Annotated in this window: 18 protein-coding genes; 10 read left to right on the top strand and 8 right to left on the bottom strand. The window is 56.3% G+C overall.

The window, feature by feature from the left end:
* Window positions 1-118 precede the first annotated feature (118 nt).
* Window positions 119-1003 (top strand): AraC family transcriptional regulator N-terminal domain-containing protein, encoded by an 885-nt coding sequence (locus tag ACQUQU_RS08040; RefSeq protein ID WP_430462726.1) that lies wholly within the window; start codon window positions 119-121, stop codon window positions 1001-1003.
* A gap of 40 nt (window positions 1004-1043) precedes the next feature.
* Here ACQUQU_RS08040 and ACQUQU_RS08045 read toward each other — a convergent pair whose 3' ends face one another.
* From ACQUQU_RS08045 to ACQUQU_RS08070, 6 genes are all read right to left on the bottom strand, one after another.
* The gene (locus ACQUQU_RS08045; RefSeq protein WP_430462727.1) at window positions 1044-1556 is read right to left on the bottom strand and encodes an RNA methyltransferase; all 513 of its coding nucleotides are present in this window, start codon (window positions 1554-1556) and stop codon (window positions 1044-1046) included.
* A gap of 442 nt (window positions 1557-1998) precedes the next feature.
* Window positions 1999-3438: a dihydropyrimidinase gene (hydA, locus tag ACQUQU_RS08050; RefSeq protein WP_430462728.1), complete on the bottom strand. Its 1440-nt coding sequence runs from the start codon at window positions 3436-3438 to the stop codon at window positions 1999-2001.
* A 66-nt stretch (window positions 3439-3504) separates the two neighbouring features.
* Window positions 3505-4986, bottom strand: a complete 1482-nt coding sequence (locus tag ACQUQU_RS08055) for an NCS1 family nucleobase:cation symporter-1 (protein ID WP_430462729.1) — start codon at window positions 4984-4986, stop codon at window positions 3505-3507.
* A gap of 95 nt (window positions 4987-5081) precedes the next feature.
* On the bottom strand, window positions 5082-6350 hold the full coding sequence (locus ACQUQU_RS08060) for a Zn-dependent hydrolase (protein ID WP_430462730.1): 1269 nt from the start codon (window positions 6348-6350) through the stop codon (window positions 5082-5084).
* Between the two features lie 534 nt (window positions 6351-6884).
* Window positions 6885-8375, bottom strand: a complete 1491-nt coding sequence (locus ACQUQU_RS08065; protein WP_430462731.1) for a CoA-acylating methylmalonate-semialdehyde dehydrogenase — start codon at window positions 8373-8375, stop codon at window positions 6885-6887.
* Between the two features lie 107 nt (window positions 8376-8482).
* A complete protein-coding gene (locus ACQUQU_RS08070; RefSeq protein ID WP_430462732.1) occupies window positions 8483-9814 on the bottom strand; it encodes an aspartate aminotransferase family protein in 1332 nt (443 codons plus the stop codon).
* Window positions 9815-9961: 147 nt separating this feature from the next.
* On the opposite strand from ACQUQU_RS08070, the gene ACQUQU_RS08075 reads away from it, so the two are divergent.
* The 9 genes from ACQUQU_RS08075 to ACQUQU_RS08115 all read left to right on the top strand — a co-directional run bounded on the left by ACQUQU_RS08075 (window position 9962) and on the right by ACQUQU_RS08115 (window position 18527).
* Window positions 9962-10873, top strand: coding sequence for a LysR family transcriptional regulator (locus ACQUQU_RS08075; RefSeq protein WP_430462733.1), 912 nt, complete (start codon window positions 9962-9964; stop codon window positions 10871-10873).
* 71 nt (window positions 10874-10944) lie between these two features.
* Window positions 10945-11589, top strand: a complete 645-nt coding sequence (locus ACQUQU_RS08080; protein WP_430462734.1) for a TetR/AcrR family transcriptional regulator — start codon at window positions 10945-10947, stop codon at window positions 11587-11589.
* Between the two features lie 433 nt (window positions 11590-12022).
* Window positions 12023-13156: a 7,8-didemethyl-8-hydroxy-5-deazariboflavin synthase CofG gene (cofG, locus tag ACQUQU_RS08085; protein ID WP_430462735.1), complete on the top strand. Its 1134-nt coding sequence runs from the start codon at window positions 12023-12025 to the stop codon at window positions 13154-13156.
* A gap of 9 nt (window positions 13157-13165) precedes the next feature.
* Entirely contained in the window at window positions 13166-14410 is a 1245-nt protein-coding gene (gene cofH, locus ACQUQU_RS08090) for a 5-amino-6-(D-ribitylamino)uracil--L-tyrosine 4-hydroxyphenyl transferase CofH (protein WP_430462736.1), read from the top strand.
* Entirely contained in the window at window positions 14410-15372 is a 963-nt protein-coding gene (gene cofD / locus ACQUQU_RS08095; RefSeq protein ID WP_430462737.1) for a 2-phospho-L-lactate transferase, read from the top strand. Before cofH ends, cofD begins: the two co-directional genes overlap by 1 nt.
* Entirely contained in the window at window positions 15369-15992 is a 624-nt protein-coding gene (gene cofC, locus ACQUQU_RS08100; RefSeq protein ID WP_430462738.1) for a 2-phospho-L-lactate guanylyltransferase, read from the top strand. Before cofD ends, cofC begins: the two co-directional genes overlap by 4 nt.
* Window positions 15985-16821 (top strand): coenzyme F420-0:L-glutamate ligase, encoded by an 837-nt coding sequence (gene cofE, locus ACQUQU_RS08105; RefSeq protein ID WP_430462739.1) that lies wholly within the window; start codon window positions 15985-15987, stop codon window positions 16819-16821. The genes cofC and cofE overlap by 8 nt, the downstream gene beginning before the upstream one ends.
* Window positions 16818-17495, top strand: a complete 678-nt coding sequence (npdG, locus tag ACQUQU_RS08110; protein ID WP_430462740.1) for an NADPH-dependent F420 reductase — start codon at window positions 16818-16820, stop codon at window positions 17493-17495. The genes cofE and npdG overlap by 4 nt, the downstream gene beginning before the upstream one ends.
* A 30-nt stretch (window positions 17496-17525) precedes the next feature.
* Entirely contained in the window at window positions 17526-18527 is a 1002-nt protein-coding gene (locus ACQUQU_RS08115) for a TIGR03842 family LLM class F420-dependent oxidoreductase (RefSeq protein ID WP_430462741.1), read from the top strand.
* A gap of 65 nt (window positions 18528-18592) precedes the next feature.
* Here ACQUQU_RS08115 and ACQUQU_RS08120 read toward each other — a convergent pair whose 3' ends face one another.
* Together ACQUQU_RS08120 and ACQUQU_RS08125 are read right to left on the bottom strand one after the other, a co-directional pair.
* On the bottom strand, window positions 18593-19102 hold the full coding sequence (locus ACQUQU_RS08120; protein WP_430462742.1) for a GNAT family N-acetyltransferase: 510 nt from the start codon (window positions 19100-19102) through the stop codon (window positions 18593-18595).
* A gap of 344 nt (window positions 19103-19446) precedes the next feature.
* On the bottom strand, window positions 19447-20643 hold the full coding sequence (locus ACQUQU_RS08125; RefSeq protein ID WP_430462743.1) for an MHYT domain-containing protein: 1197 nt from the start codon (window positions 20641-20643) through the stop codon (window positions 19447-19449).
* Between the last annotated feature and the right edge of the window lie 97 nt (window positions 20644-20740).

Here is a 20740-nt window from a genome sequence, read left to right on the forward strand (position 1 = left end):
TGTGAGACAGGCATCCGCCTCTGGCGCTACAGTGAGCGCATCGATCAACGCGTATCAGGGGGCGGCTCCGCGCAGGCAATGCCTGTTGCCAGACGGCCGCCCCTGTCAGGAGCCTCCAGTGTCACACCCGCATCTGGCCACCATCATTGAACAGGCCACCACAGGCAACGAAGACCGCAGGACGGCCATTGAGCCGCTGGTCTTTTTCCGCCGGGAAGAACAGGCGCCACCGTGTATCTGCATGATTGAGCCCAGCATTGTGCTGGTCGCTCAGGGCGCCAAACGCATGTGGATTGGGGATGAAGGCTTTCTCTACGATCCGGAACGCTTTCTGATCACCTCCCTCGACCTGCCGGCCAATTCGGAAGTGGTGGAAGCAAGCCGCGAATCACCTTGCGTGGGGCTGGCACTGAAGCTCGATATGCAGATGCTGGCGGAGCTGATTGCCCTGGGCAGCCTGCCGCCACCGCCGGTGCGGGCCGATCAGCACAGTGTAGGTTTAGGCACCCTGACGCCCGACCTGTTGCAGCCGCTGGAGCGCCTGCTGGCGCTGCTGAATGAGCCGGACAGCATTCCGGTGCTGGCACCGCTGATATTGCGTGAAATTCATTACCGGCTGTTGCAGAGCGATCAGGCCGCGCGTCTGTGGCAGATTGTGGCGGCGGGCAGCCAGAGTCAGCGGGTGGCCAAGGCCATCGACTGGTTAAAGCAGAATTACAGCAAGCCGCTGCGCATTGACGAGCTGGCCGGCCGGGTGCAGATGAGCACCTCCACCCTGCACCATCATTTCCGCAAACTCACCAGCATGAGTCCGCTGCAATACCAGAAATGGCTGCGCCTGAACGAAGCCAAGCGTCTGATGCTGAACAGCGCACTGGATGCGACCAGCGCGGCGTTTCAGGTGGGGTATGAAAGCCCGTCGCAGTTCAGCCGCGAATACAGCCGGCTGTTCGGCCTGCCGCCGAAACGGGATATCGAAGGCCTGCGCAGTCAGGTGCGCTGACGACACTCACACACTGCGGACGTTCGCAGTCTGCAAAGGTTCAGGAACCGCGCACTTTCAGGCGATTATTGGTGTCACGGCTGTGCGTGATGAGGTCGTCATGGCTGCTGGATTGCGCCTGTGGCAGACCCCGCTTGGTCATGCGGTCGTACAGCAGCACATTCACCGTGGCCGCCAGATTCAGGCAACCCACAGTCGGTACGTAAACCACCTCATCGGCGGCATCCACCAGCGCCTGCGGCACACTGCCGTCTTCGGGTCCGAAGACGTACAGGGCGTCCTCGGGATGCACAAACGCCGGCAGCGGTGTCGCCCCCAGCACCAGCTCAACCACCACCAGTTTCGATGACGCAGGCTTGGCCGCCAGTAAATCGGCCACATGGGTGGCCGGTACCGCCTCGCCGATGTTTTTGGTGTCGGTGCGGTAGCGCATGGCCGTGTTGTAACGATTGCCCGTGTACAGCAGACCGTCGGCCTGAAAACAGCCGATGGCGCGCAATACCGAGCCAACATTGGTCACGTCTTTGGGGTTAATAATACCGATCTGAATCATAGGGGCCGGGTTACTGTGTTTGGATCAGGAGTTCTGAATTTCGCGAGTCGAAAGCCGGGTTCAGGGCAATGCTGGCGGTCTTAACCTGCACGCCGCTGCACACCACTGCAGGCCAAAAGCGTGCGCATGGTAGCACAGACAGCGCCTGCCCATGCCGGGCGAGAAAGCGACTGCGTCTGCCGGGCACAGGCAACCCAAACGACGCCTGTAAAAAAGCCCGGCGCGGGTTCGGGTCCGGCCGGGCAAAGAAGGATTTCTGTCGGCTCATCTGCCTATCCGGCAGACAGCTCCCCCCGGTACTGACGACACGCGCCGACCCGGCAGAAAAGCCCATGAAGAAAAGTCCCTGAAAAATCCTGCCGTCACCCACGACAGGTCGTGCTCATTCAGGGATAAACGGTGTGACAAAGCACAGGCCTCTGTCACCTTGTTGCTTGCAGGCTCAGCGAGCTACCACGACTGGTTCAGCCGCGGCATTCTTGCGCTTTATCGCCTCGTAATACTGTCCGTACGCCGGACGGTTGAAATACTGACCGTCGCCGGCTTTACCCAGAATTTTGCCATCCAGATACACCAGCTTGCCGTTCACCAGGGTGGCGTACGGAAGCCCGGTTACTGTCATATTGTCGAAAATATTAAAATCGACTTTCGAGTGCTGGGTCTTCACCGACAGGGTTTTGCTGGCGTTTGGATCCCACACCACCAGATCGGCGTCCGCACCGACACTCACCGCGCCCTTATTCGGGAAGATATTAAAAATCTTGGCGGCGTTGGTGGAGGTAATGGCCACAAATTCGTTCGGCGTCATACGGCCGCTGTTCACGCCCTTCTCCCACAGCACAGACATGCGTTCTTCAACGCCTGCGGTGCCGTTCGGAATTTTGGTGAAATTGTCTTTGCCCATGGCTTTCTGTTCCGCACAGAACGCGCAGTGATCGGTGGCCGTGGTGTGCAGAGTACCGGCTTGCAGTCCACGCCACAGCGCATCCTGATGGCCTTTCGCGCGAAACGGCGGACTCATCACGTGAGCGGCAGCAAAATTCCAGTCTGTGCTCTGATACACGCTGTCATCCAGCACCAGATGACCCGCCAGACATTCGCCGTACACCCGCTGGCCGCGGTTCTGCGCGTAGCGGATGGCATCCACGGTTTCAGACGCCGATACGTGCACAATATAAATCGGGGCGCCCAGAGTATCGGCAATGGTAATCGCCCGGTTGGCCGCTTCACTTTCCACCACCGGCGGGCGCGACAACGGATGCGCCTCGGGGCCGGTTAAGCCTTTTTCCAACAGCTGTTGCTGCAGGTGATACACCAGCTCGCCATTTTCGGCGTGCACGGTCGGCATAGCGCCCAGTTCCAGACACCGGCTGAAGCTGGCCACCAGAATTTCATCGGTACACATAATGGCGTTTTTATAGGCCATAAAGTGTTTAAAGCTGTTGACGCCGTATTGTTCGACCAGCTCGCCCATGTCGCGGTGTACGCTGTCATCCCACCAGGTAATGGCGACGTGAAAGCTGTAATTGGCAATGGATTTTTCCGCCCAGTCACGCCATTGGTGATACGCCTCCATTAATGGCTGCTGCGGGCTTGGAATCACAAAATCAATAATCGAGGTAGTGCCGCCAGCCACGGCGGCCGCGGTGCCCGATTCAAAATCATCAATGGCAACCGTGCCCATAAATGGCAGTTGCATGTGCGTGTGCGGATCAATACCGCCCGGCATCACCAGCTTGTCGGTTGCATCAATAATCTGCGTGCCGGCTGGTACTTCGATGTTGTCACCGATGGCCACTATTTTGCCGTTGTCGCACAGGACATCGGCTTTAAACGTCAGCTCGTGCGTGACAACCGTCCCGCCCTGAATCAGTGTGGACATAGAATTTCTCCGCGATAGTTCAGAAATGCAGCAGGGCTTGCGCCCTGCTCTTGAGCGTCGTGCCTGTTATTGCGCAGTAGCCGGTACCGACTGAGCCTGCATCGCGTTGGCGGCGATGTAATAAATTACGGCACCGGAAATTGCACCGGTAAACCAGCCATAGCTGTAGAACCAGCTCAGGAAACCTGTGGTGATGGCGATAACGGTCAGCGCCACCGGCACCAGGAAGGCGATAAAGCCGGTGTAGTTCACCATTGGGTAACTGCCTTTTTCGCTGTACAGCGACACCAGGTCCAGCTCCTGATTTTTGATCAGGAAATAATCGACAATCATGATGCCGGCGATCGGGCCCAGCAGACTGGAATAACCCAGCAGCCAGTTGGAATACATGCTTTCCACGCTGACATCGGATTCCAGCAGACCGGCTTTTTTCAGCAGCTCCCAGCTCATCAGCAGCAGACCGACAAAACCGGTCAGCAGAACGCCGCGGGTGTTGTTGATGTATTTCGGCGCAATGTTCTGGAAATCGTTGGTTGGTGACACCACGTTGGCGGCAGTGTTGGTGGAAATCGTGGCAATAATGATCAGCACCATGGCGACTACCACCCAGAATGGGCTGTCGATTTTACCGATCAGGCTGATCGGGTCGGACACCACTTCACCCACCAGAGCCGGAGACGCAGCGGTCATTACCACGCCCAGCGCAGCAAAGAAGAACATGGTCAGCGGCAGACCGATGATCTGACCGGTAACCTGATCTTTCTGGGATTTCGCGTAACGGGAAAAGTCAGGAATATTCAGCGACAGCGTTGCCCAGAAACCCACCATGGCGGTCAGACCACCGAAGAAATAGCCCATAAAACCCGCTTCTGCCGGACGGTTAGCCGGTACCGCCAGCATCTCGCTGAACGACACTTTGCCACCGGCCCAGACCATCAGGCCCACACCCACCGCCAGCAGCAGAGGCGCCGACAGGGTTTCCAGCCATTTAATGGATTCAGAGCCTTTAATCACCACGGCAATGTTCAGTGCCCAGAAAATAAAGAAGCCGATGACTTCACCGACACCGCCCAGACTCGCCCAGCTGTCGGACATGGCGGACAGCATTAAATGAATGGCCAGACCGCCGAACATGGTCTGAATACCAAACCAGCCGCAGGCCACGATACCGCGGATCAGACAAGGTACGTTGGAGCCGACAATACCGAACGACGAACGCAGCAGCACAGGAAACGGAATACCGTATTTGGTGCCCGGAAATGCGTTCAGCGTCAGTGGCAGCAGCACCACAATATTGGCCAGCAGAATCGTAATTAATGCTTCGGTCACCGACAGACCGAAATACGCGGTCAGTACACCACCCAGCGTATAGGTCGGCACACAAATGGCCATGCCCACCCACAGAGCGGCAATGTTCATTTTATTCCAGGTGCGTTCCTTCACTTTGGTGGGTGCAAGGTCTTCGTTATAGAAGGTGCCGGTTTCGAGATCGGAACCGGTTTCGAGTTCGTAGAACTCGCCAACCTTGACGGGCTTGCTCGTGCTCATAACTTGCCTCTCTTTTCAGTTTTAATGGTTTTTCAATGGCGCTGCCGGGCAGCAAACTGGCTCAGGTCATTACGCAATGCGGTGCACCCTAACGGTCAGGCGACCTCGGTAACGCTCCCCTCCTGATGGTGTTGCTGGCTGATACGGGCGCTGGCTTTCAGCATGGCGTGTAACAGCACGTTGGCACCAGCCTCGCACTGCTCGGGCGTGGTGCGCTCGGCAGGGTTATGGCTGATGCCTTTTTCACAGGGTGTAAAAATCATCCCGGACGGCATAATGTCGGACATATAACAGGCGTCATGACCGGCGCCGGCGTAGATATCCATGTGCGAATAGCCCAGCTCCCGGGCGGCGGCTTCCACGTCGTCTGACAGACGGAATTCCACCGGCGCGAAATACCAGTAGTTGTCCACCTCGATTTCCAGATCACGCTCAGCGGCGATTTTTTCGCAGAACGCCAGCAGCTCGTCGTTCATGGTTTTTAAAACGCCGGCATCCGGGTTGCGCAGGTCAATACTGAAATTCATGCGGCCCGGAATCACGTTGCGCGAATTCGGAAACACCTGCATAAAGCCCACAGTGCCCAGACCGTTTTTATGGCGGTTGCCGATGTTTTCTACTTCAGCGGTAATCAGTGCCGTGGCCACCATAGCGTCTTTGCGCAGATGCATCGGCGTGGTGCCGGAATGCTGCGAGCGGCCTTTAATCACCACGTTGTACCAGCGGATGCCCTGCCCTAAACGCACCACACCAATGGTTTTATTTTCGTCTTCAAGAATCGGGCCCTGCTCGATATGGGCTTCAAAAAACGCGCCCATGTTGCGGCTGCCCGGTTTGGCGTCACCGATATAACCAATGCGCGCCAGCTCATCGCCTAAGCGGATGCCATTCACATCGGTTTTATTCAGTTCTTCCTGCAGATCAAAACGACCCACGTACACGCCAGAACCCTGCATGGCCGGCTGAAAACGCGAGCCTTCTTCGTTGGTCCACACGGAAACTTCAACGGCGGTTTCGGTTTCAATCTGATTTTCGTGCAGGGTGCGCAGCACTTCAACGCCGGCCAGTACGCCGAACACACCGTCGAATTTGCCACCGGTCGGCTGGGTATCCAGGTGACTGCCGGTGCATACAGCCGGCAGATCGTTATTCTTGCCCGGACGGCGGGCAAACATATTGCCGAACTGATCGAAGCTCACCGTGGCCCCGGCGGCTTCGCACCAGCGGGTGAATAAATCGCGCGACTGTTTATCCAGGTCGGTGCCGACCAGACGGGCACAACCGCCCTCGTCGGTACCGCCGATATCGCCCATTTCCATCAGGCTGTCCCACAGACGTTGCTTATTAATACGCAGTTCTTTCATACCGTCCTCTTAATGCCCGGGGCTGCTTTCGCACCCCCGCGGTTGACCACCGGCGCTCTTTATATTTACCAAGTGGTAAAACTTTTATTCAAAAAAAATCGCGATGTGAAAATACGCGAGAACCTGACTGGTTAATCAAGGTTTGTGCCAATCGCAGGCAATATGGCCTCACGCACTGCGTATTCAGAACCCTCCACGTAAGCGGTGTGGCGCAGGCCGCATGATGTCTGGAACGGCGAACGGCAGAACAATAAAAAGGCCAGATTGTCAGCCATGTAAAGTCAGGATTCAGGCCCAGAAACACACAGGTTTTACGCCAGTCAAAGCCAGCAACTGGTCGATTATGCGGAGAGAAAGCCGGCCCCGGCACAGTTATTGTGCAGTGACCAAATCCGTGTGAAATAAAAGTGTGCAGCCGCTTTTTTTCGCGTTAGTGAGATACGAAATACGGCGGCTTCAGGATACGGATGTTGCGGCAGAATAAAACAAAAAAGGCGGCCATAAGGCCGCCCGAAACCAGACTGATACGGGAAATCAGCTTGGGAAGGAGTAAGCAATACCTTCACGCACGCCGCTGGACGGCCAGCGCTGGGTAATGGTTTTGCGCTTGGTGTAGAAACGCACGGAATCCGGGCCGTAGGCATGCAGATCGCCGAACAGTGAGCGTTTCCAGCCACCGAAGCTGTGGTAAGAAACCGGCACTGGCAGCGGTACGTTAATACCGACCATGCCCACCAGAATATTGTCGGCAAAATAGCGCGCCGCTTCACCGTCACGGGTGAACAGACAGGTGCCGTTGCCGTATTCGTGGGCGTTGATCAGGTCCATGGCTTCCTGCAGGGTTTTCACCCGCACGATGACCAGTACCGGGCCAAAGATTTCTTCCTGATAAATGGTCATTTCCGGAGTAACGCGGTCGAACAGCGTGCCACCAACATAGAAACCATTTTCGAAACCCGGTACCTGAATACCGCGGCCATCGACCACCAGTTCAGCGCCCTGCTCGACACCGGAATTGATGTAACCAACCACTTTGTCGCGTGCAGCGGCCGTGATCAGCGGGCCCATTTCGTTGCTGTTGTCCAGACCGGAACCGACTTTCAGACCTTTCAGTTGTTCAGTCAGACGACGGGACAGTTCATCACCTACTTCATCGCCTACGGCAACGGCGACTGAAATGGCCATGCAGCGTTCGCCACAGGAACCGTACGCCGCACCCATCAGGGCGTTCACGGCGTTATCCAGATCGGCATCCGGCATGACGATGGCGTGGTTTTTCGCGCCACCCAGTGCCTGACAACGCTTGCCGGTGGCCGCTGCGGTTTCGTAAATGTATTCAGCAATCGGGGTTGAACCGACAAAGCTTACGGCATGTACATCCGGCGAATGCAGCAGTGTGTCGACCGCTTCTTTGTCGCCGTTCACCACGTTCAGAATGCCTTTTGGCAGACCGGCTTCGTACGCCAGTTTGGCAATGTACAGGGTGCTGGACGGATCACGCTCAGACGGCTTAAGAACAAAAGCGTTACCGCACATAACGGCAGAAGGCCACATCCACATTGGCACCATGGCCGGGAAGTTGAACGGCGTAATACCGGCAACCACGCCCAGTGGCTGGAATTCGCTCCAGCTGTCGATGGCCGGGCCAACGTTTTTGCTGTGCTCGCCTTTCAGCAGCTCAGGGATGCCACAGGCGTATTCCACGTTTTCGATACCGCGCTGCAGTTCACCACGGGCATCGTGCAGCACTTTACCGTGCTCACGGCTGATGAGTTCGCAGATTTCGTCGGCTTTTTCTTCCAGCAGCATTTTGAAGCGGAACATCACCTGGGCGCGTTTGGCCGGTGGTGTATTGCGCCAGGCCGGGTACGCGGCTTTGGCATTGGCAATGGCCTGTTCCACAGTGGCCACGCTGGCCAGTTCCACGTCGGCGATCTGTTCGCCGGTGGATGGATTAAATACGCCCTGAGTACGGTTACCGGTCAGAACGTCTTCGCCACCAATAAAATGTCCGATGGTAGTCACAACGATTTCCTCTTTATTTAATTCTTTTCAACGGTTCCGGCGACACTGGCTGACAGTCAACGTGATTGACCAGAGCCGCCGTTCATTCATGTGTTAAGGCGAGCCTTTTATTCCAGCTCGCTGATGGATTCGCCCAGAATGTTGATCAGCGAATCGATCTGTTCTTTTTCGAAAATAAACGGAATACCCAGCTGAATGGTGTCGCCGCCGTAGCGGACGTAGGCACCCTTCTCCAGACACTTCATGGCAATCTGATACGGACGCAGGGTCGGGTCACCGGCGCTTTCAATGGTGAAACCGGCGGCGAAACCACAGTTGCGGATGTCGCTGATGTACTTCAGACCTTTCAGGCTGTGTACCGCTTCTTCAAAGTACGGTGCCAGTTCGGCCACGCGAGGAATCAGCTGTTCGTTTTCCAGCACGTCCAGTGTCGCCATGGCCGCCGCACAGGCAACCGGGTGACCGGAATAGGTGAAACCGTGTGGCAGTTCTACCGCGTGCGGTGCACCGCCCGCTTCCATAAAGGTGTTGTAGATGCCATCGCGCACAATCACACCGCCCATTGGAATGGCACCGTTGGTGATCTGCTTGGCGAAGTTGATCATGTCCGGCACGACATCAAAGGCATCGGCGCCAAACATGGCACCAGCACGTCCGAAACCGGTAATCACTTCGTCGAAAATCAGCAGGATGTTGTGCTTGTCGCAAATTTCACGCAGACGCTTCAGGTACCCTTTTGGAGGCACAATCACACCAGCGGAACCTGAGAAAGGCTCAACGATAACGGCCGCGATGTTGGACGCATCGTGCAGTGCCACCAGATCTTCCAGCTCATTGGCCAGATGCGAACCGTATTCCGGCAGACCTTTGGTGAATTTGTTTTCCGGCAGCAGCGTGTGGCTCAGGTGGTCAGACTCCATCGCCTGGCCCCAGATTTTACGGTTGCCACCGATACCACCGAAGCTGATGCCGCCCCAGCTGGCGCCGTGGTAACCCTTGGCACGGCCGATGATGCGGGTTTTGGTGGCCATGCCTTTCTGGCGCCAGTAACCGCGGGCAATCTTGGTCGCGGTATCAGCGGCTTCAGAACCTGAGTTGGCGAAGAACACTTTGTTCATGCCGGCCGGGACCAGATTGGCAATTCGCTCCGCCAGCTGGAACGCCAGCGGATGGCCGTACTGGAACGCCGGCGCGTAATCGAGCGTGCGCAGCTGTTTCGCCACCGCATCGGCGATTTCCGGACGGTTGTGACCGGCACCACAGGTCCACAGACCGGACAGACCATCCAGAATGCGGCGGCCCTTGTCGTCGATCAGGTAAGCGCCGTCGGCGCCGGTGATCATGCGTGGGTTCTGTTTGAATTCGCGGTTGGAGGTGTACGGCATCCAGTGAGCATCTAACTGGGCCTGGGTAACGCCGGCGGACAATGGCTTGTTCATGGTACGACTCAATAAGTTGAACTTCGATGTCGCCACTGTATGCGCTGTGTTTTGTTTGATAAATTACAATCTATCGAATCTAACTTTCATATTTATGAAACTTTATGGCCGCCGCCAGCAAACCCCGGCGGCCGCCGGAGAGACCGCATGAAAGCCTTACTGGGTAACCTGTCCGACGCCGACATCCGCCTGCTGCGCATCTTTATGGCCGTGGCCCGCTGCGGTGGCTTAAGTGCCGCCGAGCTGGAGCTGAACATCGGCCGTTCGACCATCAGCCGCCACCTGAAAGATCTGGAAACCCGCCTCGGCATCACCCTCTGCCACCGCGGCCGTGCGGGCTTCTCGCTGACGCAGGAAGGTGCGCAGATACGCGACGCCGCCGACCGGCTGATCGGCTCGCTTGAAGACTTCCGCAATCAGGTGAACGACCTGCACCGCTCGCTGCAGGGCAGCCTGTCGATCGCCATCTTCGACAAAACCGTGACCAATCAGGCCTGCCGCATCCATCAGGCGATTGCGGCGTACCTTAAAGAAGCACCGGACGTGTTTATCCGTATTCACATCGTACCGGTGAACAGCATTGAGAAAGGCGTGCTTGATGGCAGCTATCAGGTCGGCATCATCCCCACGCACCGGCCGTCGACCAGCCTGGAGTACATCCGTCTGTTCGGTGAGCAGATGTACCTGTATTGCGGGCGCGAGCATCCGCTGTTCACTCAGGCCGAGAGCATCACCCCGGAAATCATCGCCCGCCAGCGCTACGCCGGCCTCGACTTCCACAGCCCGAACATGGACGTGTCGCACAAACTGGGGCTGAACAAAGTGGCCACCGCCAACGACCAGGAAGGCATCGCCACCCTGATCAAAAGCGGCGGTTTTATCGGCTTTCTGCCCGAGCACTATGCCCGCGTGTTCGTGCACGCCGGCGAGATGAAGCGCATTCCGAGTCCGGACTACGAATACTTCTGTGACTTTGCTGCCCTGTACCGCAAGTCGCCGCGCCCGACCCGTCTGGTCGAGCATTTTTTACAGTCACTGCGCAACGTACACGACCTCTGAGCGTGCAAAGCATCACGCCAGACAGCCGATTCAGTGATACAGTTACCGCCTTGCCCGCGACAGGACATACCGTGATTTACCAGAAAAACGAAACGCGCCAGCGCAAACCCAACGCCCAGCGCCAGCAACTTGAAGCCCGCATTATCCGCGCCGCCGAAAAAGCCTTCGCCTGTACCGGGTTCAACGGCACCTCGATGGAAGTGATTGCCGAAGCGGTCGGTATTTCCAAACAGAACCTGATTTATTACTTTCCGACCAAAGAAACCCTGTACCGCAAAGTGCTGCAGAACACGCTGGATATCTGGACCGAGAAAATGGTGTTCAGTGAAGATCCGGATGCCTTGCCTGCGGACATCATCGCCCATTACATCCGCGGCAAGCTGGAACTGTCTTACGAAAATCCGGACGGTTCCAAAGTGTTCGCCCATGAAGTGATCAACGGTGCGCCGATTCTGCGCGACTACCTCATCAGCCATTTAAAGCCGCAATTTGAAAAAGACGTCGAACTGGTGAAACGCTGGAGCAAAGCCGGGCTGATCCGCGACATTTCGCCCGAGCATCTGTTTTTTACCATCTGGGCCGCCACCCAGACCTACGCCGACTTTGCCACCCAGATTCAGCTGTTAATGGGTAAAAAGAAACTGACGAAAAACGACTTCAATGAAGCCGCGGATTTTCTGACCCGCCTCGTCCTGAATGGCATTGTTGCCAATTAGTCGTTAAAAGCGCTCCAACACCCTGCCCTTAACGGGTGCAAAAAAGCCGGGTTCTGCCAGACAAAACCCGGCTTTTTTATGCCCGGCTCATTTACGGTGCACCGCCAGCACAGGTATTCCGTTCACTATAAAGCGCTGGCGGAAAACACCGAACACAGCAGTCAGTGACCATAAAAAATCCGCAGCCAACGGCCAGCCGTCCGGCTTTCAGCCTGCCTGCAGAAAACAAAAGCAGGGTAAAAGACACGTCATAACGGCGCCTTCTGCGTCGGATATTCCCTCGGTCTTCGGCTATTAAAACGCTGATTTTCGGTGCAAAACCCTGTCCGAACGCACCGAATCTGAACGCCAACTTTATGTTTACCAAGTGGTAAAACACCGGTATCAATAATTTTACCAAACGGTAAAACAAAGAATGCGATCGGGAGATACCATGCTGACCAGAAGTGAAGCACTGCAACTTGCCCATGTGACCGGGCCAGACTTGCATGCCCTGTGCAAAGAAGCAGCCGCTGTGCGCGACCTGTGCTTTGGCAACACACTCACCTGGTCGCGCAAGATATTTATTCCGTTAACCAATATGTGCCGTGATACCTGCGGCTACTGCACCTTTGTTAAAAACACCGATGCCGACGGCGCGCACTATATGAGCCCATCGGAAGTGCTGGACGTGGTACGTAAGGGCGAAGCCCTGGGGTGCAAAGAGGCACTGTTCAGCCTGGGCGAAAAACCCGAACTGAAACACGCGCTGGCGCAGCAAAAACTGGCAGCACTCAGCTACGACAGCACGCTGAATTATCTGCACGACATGGCGGCGCTGGTGCTGGATAACAGCCATTTATTACCGCATCTGAATCCAGGCACTTTAAACCGCGACGAACTGGCGTATTTAAAACCCGTTGCCGCCAGCATGGGCATGATGCTGGAAAACGTCAGCCTGCGTTTGCTGAAAAAAGATCAGGCCCACCACGCCTGCCCGGACAAAGTACCGGCGGCGCGCCTGCGTACCATAGAAGCGGCCGGCCAGCTCGATATTCCCTTCACCACCGGCATTCTGATCGGCATTGGCGAAACCTGGGAAGAGCGCATCGACAGCCTGCTGGCGATTAACGAAATGCATCTGTATTACGGCCATATACAGGAAGTCATCGTACAGAACTTCCGCGCCAAAGCCGGCACCGCCATGGCCGGCTGCAGCGAACCCGATCTGGATGATATGCGCCGCACACTCGCCATTGCCCGCCTGCTGCTGCATCCATCCATCAGCCTGCAGGCACCGCCGAATCTGGAAGAACGCTACGGCCACTACATTTCCGCCGGCATTAATGACTGGGGTGGCGTATCGCCGCTGACCATTGATCACATTAACCCCGAACGCGCCTGGCCTCAGGCCGAAAGCCTGCAATCCGCCTGCAATGCGCGCGGTTACCGCCTGCAGGAACGCCTGACCATTTATCCCGATTATTTAAAACGCGCCGGTCGCTGGCTGCACAGCGATCTGGGTCCCGTGGTGGCCGGTATGGCCGCCAGTAACGGCCTTGCTGCTCACCAGTCACTGCAGGATTAAGGAGCCTTTATGAACGCCATTGCTGATTTTCTTTTCCAACCTGAATCCGGCGCCCAGCTCGAACGCCTGCTGGCCCAGAGCGAACCCGAGGTACGCCGTATTTTGCGCAAATCGCTGACCGGCGGTGAGCTCAGCCGCGAAGAAGCCGTGACTCTGTTTAATACCTCAGGGGTTGAATACAACGCCCTGCTGGCCACGGCCGACCGGGTACGTCAGCTGCGCTGCGGTGATACCGGCTCCTTTGTGATTACCCGCAATATTAACTTTACCAACGTCTGCTACATGGGCTGCAGCTTCTGCAACTTCTCCGTGGCGAAAGAAGACGCTACGGCTGAATTTATTTCGTTCGACGAAATCGCCAACCGCGCCGAAGAAGCCTGGGCCCGCGGTGCCACCGAAGTGTGCGTACAGGGTGGCCTGCATCCGGACATCGATAAAGATTTCTACCGCAATGTGCTTATCGCCATTAAAAGCCGGGTACCGGATATTCATATTCACGCCTTTTCACCCTTTGAAATCTGGTACGGCGCGAAAAAAGCACGAATGACCCCGGAAGCCTTTTTGGCCGACCTGAAAGCACATGGTCTGGGTTCAATGCCCGGCACTGCGGCAGAAATTCTGGAACCGGAAGTCCGCAAAAAACTGACAAAAGACAAGCTCAAAACCGAAGAATGGGTACGTATTATCAAAGCGGCTCACTCGGTTGGGGTGCGGACGACGTCCACCATTATGTACGGCCATGTCGATGGTCCGTCCGACTGGGCCTATCACCTGGATCTGCTGCGTACCATTCAAAAAGAAACCGGCGGCTTCACCGAATTTGTCCCTCTGGGTTTTATTCACTACGAAACCCCTTTGTACAAAGAAAACCCGCAGGGTGTGCGCACCGGTCCGACCCGCGCAGAGCACTTTAAAATGCACGCGGTTGCGCGGCTGATGCTGCAGGGGCACATCGATAACATTCAGGCATCCTGGGTAAAAATGGGCCCGGAAACCGCCGCACAAATGCTCAGGGCCGGTGCCAACGATCTGGGTGGCACCTTAATGAACGAGAGCATTTCCCGCGCCGCCGGCGGCCAGCATGGTCAGGAAGTTTTCCCCGAAGACATGGTGGCCAATATTCATAAGGCAGGCCTTTCAGCCATTCAGCGCTCCACCCTGTACAGCTGCGTTCAAGACTACGGCCCGGCCGGGGATTTCAGCCCGTCGTTTATTTCGCCGTCACAACATATTCTGCTGACAGGTATTGCCTGATGAACGCACAACCTGTCATCACCTTGCTGGCCGGTGGCGTTGGCGGTGCCAAAGCGGCACTGGGTCTGGCGCTGGGGCCACACGCAGAACGCACCCGTATTATTGGCAATATCGCCGATGATGAAGCCTTTCATGGCCTGTGGGTGTCACCGGATATCGATACCCTGACCTACACCCTGGCGCGACGCATTCATCCGCAACAAGGCTGGGGGCTGACCGGTGACAGTGCGCAGGTATTAAACGCGTTAAATACGCTGGGCGCTGACACCTGGATGTGGCTCGGAGATATGGATTTCGCCACGCATATCTACCGAACAGAACAACGCAGCAATGGTATCCGGCCAAGTGCTATTGCCGCGCATATTGCAGAAAAAAACGGGGTTAAACAGCCCATTATTCTGCCAACCGATGACGTTGTGCAGACGCGCTTAACCACGGATCAGGGTGAGCTGAGTTTTCAGGAATACTTCGTGCGCGAACGTTGCGCCCCTGAAATTCATCACATTGAATTTCACGGCGCCGATAAAGCCACCGCAACACCAGAAGCGCTGGCGGCCATTCACAGCGCCGACCTGATTGTACTGGCACCGAGCAACCCCATCGTCAGCATCGGGGCTATTTTGGCGATTCCGGGCATTCGCGATGCAATCCGCAGTGCGCGGGCAAAATGCATTGCCATTTCGCCTTTTATTGGTGGAAAAACCGTAAAAGGCCCGGCGGATAAAATGCTCGAAGCTCTGGGTTTGAATACCTCGCCGGTGGCCATTGCAGAGCTGTATGCCGATATTCTCGACGGCCTGATGATCGACCACGCCGATCATGACTGGCGCCCGCTGCTCGAAGACCGGGACCTGCCGGTACTGGTCACCCACACCCTGATGAATAACGATGCCGATAAAACGCGGTTAATGAATGAAACCGTGGCTTTTTATCAGCAGCTGCAACAGGAGGTGTGCGAATGAACAACGCCGATATCTGTGTGGTGATTCCGATGAAACACCCGGTGCAGTCCAAAATGCGCCTTAACCGTGCGCTCAGTGATGAACAGCGGGCTGCTCTGGCGATTCATTTATTCCGCAATACGCTGGCGTTTTTCCGCCGCGAATTTCCCCAACTGACGCTGTTGGTGGTGACGCCATCCGCCTGGGTAGCCGCTACCGCACGGCAGTTTGGTTGTGAAATTCTGCTCGAAGCGAGCCCCGCCGGCCTGAATCAGGCACTGGTGCGCGCCACTCGCTGGTCACTGCGTAACCGTTTCAGCCGCCAGCTGATTATTCCTGCGGATATCGAACAGCTTAAGCGCGATGAGATTTTGCGTTTACTGGCTGAGCCTGCACAGGTTGTGATCGCCAATGCCCGTGACGGCGGTACCAACGCCCTGCTCTGTACACCGCCGGATGCCATTCCTTTCTGCTATGGCGAGCAGTCCGGGCGCGAACACGCCCGCGCTGCTGCGCGCCTGCACTTAAGTTGCGCGCGCCTGACACTGAATTATCTCAGTGCGGATATCGACCATCCGCAGGATTTACCGCCCGATCTTTATTACGCCCCTGTGGCCGACAAGGTATTGCCTTATGCATAACACAGCGCTTCCCGACATGAGTCCTGATAACGGCAAGCAACCGCTGGCTTTTCCGGCGGCACGCATGGAAATGCTCGCCCCGTTCGGCTTGCCGGATTTTCAGCCCGGGGATGATCTGGCCGGCGCCTTTATTCAGGTGCTGAGCGCGCAGAATATGCATCTGCATGAGGGCGATATTCTGGTGATCGCGCACAAGGTTGTTTCCAAATGCGAAGGGGCTGTGGCCGACATTGAACAGGTCGAACCGTCTGAAGCGGCGCTGAAACTCGCCGCCGAAGTGAATAAAGACCCGCGTAAAGTGGAAATCATTCTGCGCGAATCGAAACAGATTCTGCGCGCGGTTAAACGCCCCGGCCAGCCTGAAGGCATTTTAATTGCCGAGCACCGTCTGGGTTTTATCTGCGCCAATGCCGCCGTCGATCAATCGAATGCTGATAACGAAAATCAGCTGATTTTTCTGCCGCAGGATCCTGACGCCAGTGCGCGTTCACTGTGCCAGGCACTGGAGGCGCATTTTAACTGCCGCTTGGGCGTCATTATTTCCGACACCTTTGGTCGTCCTTGGCGTCTGGGGCAAACCAACGTCGCCGTAGGCATCGCTAACGTACCCGCGCTGGTAACCATGTACGGCGATACCGATGCCTGGGGCCGTGAATTAAAAGTGACCGCCCCGGCCTTTGCCGACGAACTCGCCGGTGCTTCCGGTTTGCTGATGAGCAAAGCCGGCAAGTGTCCGCTCATTATTTTCCGCGGCTTATGCTGGCAAAGCGATGCGCATGCCAGCGCTGCCGATTTACTCCGACCTTCCAAAGAGGATTTATTCAAATGACCATTGCCATTCTTGGCGGCACAGGCCCACAGGGAAAGGGTCTTGCCCTGCGCTTTGCCCGCGCCGGAATTCCGGTCGTTATTGGTTCACGCGATGCGGAACGCGCCATCGAATGCGCCGCTGAATTAAGCCAAAAACTCGCCGCTATTGCGCCTGACGCAGCGGTTATCAGCGGTGCCGATACCCTGACTGCGACGCAACAGGCCAGCCAGCTGGTGATTCTGGCCGTGCCCTTCAGCGCGCACAACGCCACGCTGAGCAGCATTAAAGACCTGCTGCAGGGCAAGGTGCTGGTCGATATTGTGGTGCCACTGGCCGAAGGCAATCCGAAGGCCGTTGCCATGCCGCCAGAAGGCTCCGCTACTGAAGCCGCTCAGGCCCTGCTCGGTGACAGCATTCCCGTCGTCGGCGCTTTGCACAACGTGTCCGCCGTCACCCTGAACAAACTCGATCAGCACATTAATTGCGATGTTCTGGTGTGTGGTAATGACGTCGACGCGAAGAAAGCCGTACGCGATGTACTGGCTCAGATTGGCATCACCAGCTACAACGCCGGCACCGCCGAGAGCGCCCGCTGTATTGAGGCCATTACCCCGATTCTGATCCGCCTGAACATTTCCAAAGAAGTGCCCTTCAGCCATGCCGGTATCCGCATCTGGGCACCTGATCACTGATTTTATTTAACGCAGAAAAGAGGAAACACTATGGAATTTGGTATTACCTTCAAAGGCTTTGTCAGCCCGAGCCGTGCGCGCAATCTGGTGCGTCAGGCAGAAGCCGCCGGTTTCACACAATGCTGGTTTTATGATTCACACATTCTGTGGCGTGAGTCCATGGTGGCCATGGCCATGTGCATGGAACACACCCAGAAAATGAAATTCGCGCCGTGCGTAACCAGCCCCGACGTGCGTGACTGGTCGCATGCGGCCAGTACCTTTGCCAGCCTGGCCTTGCAAAGTGAAGGCCGCTTTGAAATTGGTCTGGGCCGCGGTGATTCTGCCAACCGCGTGATGGGTAAAAAGCCAGCTACCCTCGCCCGCGTCGCCGAATTTACCCAGAAAGTTAAAGCCATGGTACGCGGTGAAGAAGTAACGTACGACGAATGCCCGGTGCCGGTTAAGTTCCCGTGGGCCGTGGGTTATGAACTGCCGGTACACATTGCCGCCTATGGTCCGCAGGCACTGAAAACCGCTGGCGAACACGGTGATGGTCTGATTCTGCAGATCGGTGAGCCGGATCTGGTGAAATGGTTTACCGAACAAGCCATTGCAGCCGGTAAGGCCGCAGGCCGTGATATGTCGAATTTTAAAGTGGTGGCCGCGGCACCCGCTTACTTCGGCACAAAAGAATACGCGATTGAAAAAACCAAATGGTTCCCGGCCATGGTGGGTAACCACGTTGCCGACATCGTGGAAAAATACGGTTCAGATTCCGGTCTGGTGCCAAAAAGCCTCACCGATTACATCGAAAAGCGCCGTGGCTACGATTATTCCAAACATGGCCAGAGCGATAACCCGTATCTGGATTTCATCACAGCGGACATCGTAGAAAGCTTCTGCGTACTGGGTGAACCCGACGCTCATATTGCCAAAGTGAAAAAACTGCAGGAAGCGGGCGCCACTCAGTTCAATATTTATCTGGACAGTGGCGATGAAGAAGAAATTATTGCCCACTACGGCAATACCGTGATTCCCGCGTTCCGTTGAGTATTTTGCAACTGAAAACCTGAATAAAAAAACCGGAGTATGCTCCGGTTTTTTTATTCAGCCCGTTACGCGTTTGCGCCGGGCTGTAAATCAAGTTCCATAAACACCGCATCATCGCCGTAGCTGGCGCAGATCTCAGTGTCGGTGCAGGGTTTAAACCCCTGCTTTTGCCAGAAGCGGTCGGCGCCCTGTACGGCCACCAGACTCACACGTTTTACGCCCAGCTGGCGCGCCTGACTGAGCACGGCATTGACCAGTTTCTGGCCAAGTTTTTTACCCTGCGCCCGCTCATGCACCGCCAGATCGTGCAGGTACAGACCTTCCGCCTGCTGCAACGCCACGCTCTTTTCGACGGCGTTGAACAGTTTCGGTGGTTTTTTACCCGCCCAGCGATGGGCCAGTACATAGGCTTCAATGTGCCCTTTTTCGCAGTGACTGACGAAACAGGTTTCCGGCGTCACTTCCCACTTACTTTTCAGTACATCAATGCTCTCGGGCTCGATGTCTGTGTAAGCGTTCTGCTGGACGGAGTAGATTCCGTTCCAGTCGTCGGATGTGATCGATGAAATGGCCATAACGGTAAAACGTGCATTAAAAAAGGGCAGCTAAGATACCACACCGGCTGCCCCCTGCAGTTACTGATTGTTAAGGAGCCTCTGAATAACTCGGTGCCCGTTCTGGATTGAAGGAAAGTTCTGAATCACGAAGCCGGGTTGCAGGCATAGCGGGCTCTGTCAAAAACCGGCGACACCGAGTCAGGGCTTTCCTGCAATCCCCGCAGGGCGCGGCTTTCCGGGCTGTATAGCGGCGTTGGCGAACTTGAAAAGGACCCGCCATTATCTGCATTCGCCGCCTTGCTCTACAGCCCGGACAGACTCGCGCAGAGCTGTGCAGAGTTATTCAGAGGCTCCTTAATTGTTCAGGTAGGCTCGGTGCGCAGCGCCTCAAGAATTAGCATCCGGCTGGAATGCCCCGTCAGCGGAAAGCGGCTGTGGCCGATTTTCCAGCGAATATCACGCCCCATGTGACGCAGGCGCTCTGCCAGCACGTCTGTCATGTGCGCAAGTGTATGGTCATGATCCTGATGCACCACCACACCAAACGTCGAGTTTGAATAGCGACCCAGATAGCTGTCGTGTGGCATATGTTCTTTCAGCTGACGCGCCAGCTCATGCATCAGCGCACTGCTTTCGTTCTGCGTGCCTATGTCGCGGAAATTGGCAACCTCAAGCATCACCACGGAGAAAGGTCTGGCCTTAGACGGACCACCAACCACAGAATCCAGCAGGTAGCGCTCAAGCCCGGCGCGGTTAGGCAAGCCGGTGGCCGCATCGGTAAACGCCTTGCTCTGCACCCAGGCTTCTTCGCGCGCCAGACGCTCCTCTTCGAGCAGGCGGGCTTTCACATCCGTATACACAGTGAGCATGGAAATCACGATAAAGCACAACGCCGCCACCACCACAGCACCGGAAATAACACCGCCACTCAGTTCGTTGGCCGGGTCGGAAACCGCTCCTGAGGGAAACTCCACCGCGGCCATCCCTGTGTAATGCATGCCACAAATTGCAGCGCCCATCACCAGTGCAGCCACCCCCTGAAACGCAACTGCCCGACGGCCAACCAGCGTCTGGCTGTAGCGGCAGATCGCCAGCGCCGCACCGGACGCCACGACTGCGATGACGATAGAAACACTGAACCATAACGGATCGTAACTGACCGACGGCGTCATTCGCATGGCCGCCATACCCAGATAGTGCATCGCGGCCACACCGCCGCCCATGGCCAGACTGCCAAGCACCAGTTTCACTACGCTGACCGCCTGCTGACTGATCAGATGCAGAGCGAGCGCAGAAGCCAGCACCGCGGCAACCGCCGAGATCACCGTCATTTCCAGATCGTAGGACATAGGTGCGTGCATCTGATAGGCGCCCATGCCAATGAAATGCATGCTCCAGATCCCCAGCCCCATAGAAAAGGCACCCAATCCCAGCCAGCGGGCGCGCTTGCCGCCTAATACTCCGGTCAGTTGGGCACCGAAATACAGTGCGCAATACGAAGCCAGAATCGCCACCAGATACGACACAGTGACGAGCGTCAGATCGTAATGTCCGTGCATACCCACACCCTTAGTAGTTGATTGATTTACTCAGGTATTATGATACACGGCCAACCACTGGCGCGAATCGTCTACTTACAAAACTTAACTAACTGTT

The organism is Thalassolituus sp. LLYu03 (assembly GCF_050507655.1).
Taxonomy (GTDB): domain Bacteria; phylum Pseudomonadota; class Gammaproteobacteria; order Pseudomonadales; family Oceanobacteraceae; genus Venatoribacter.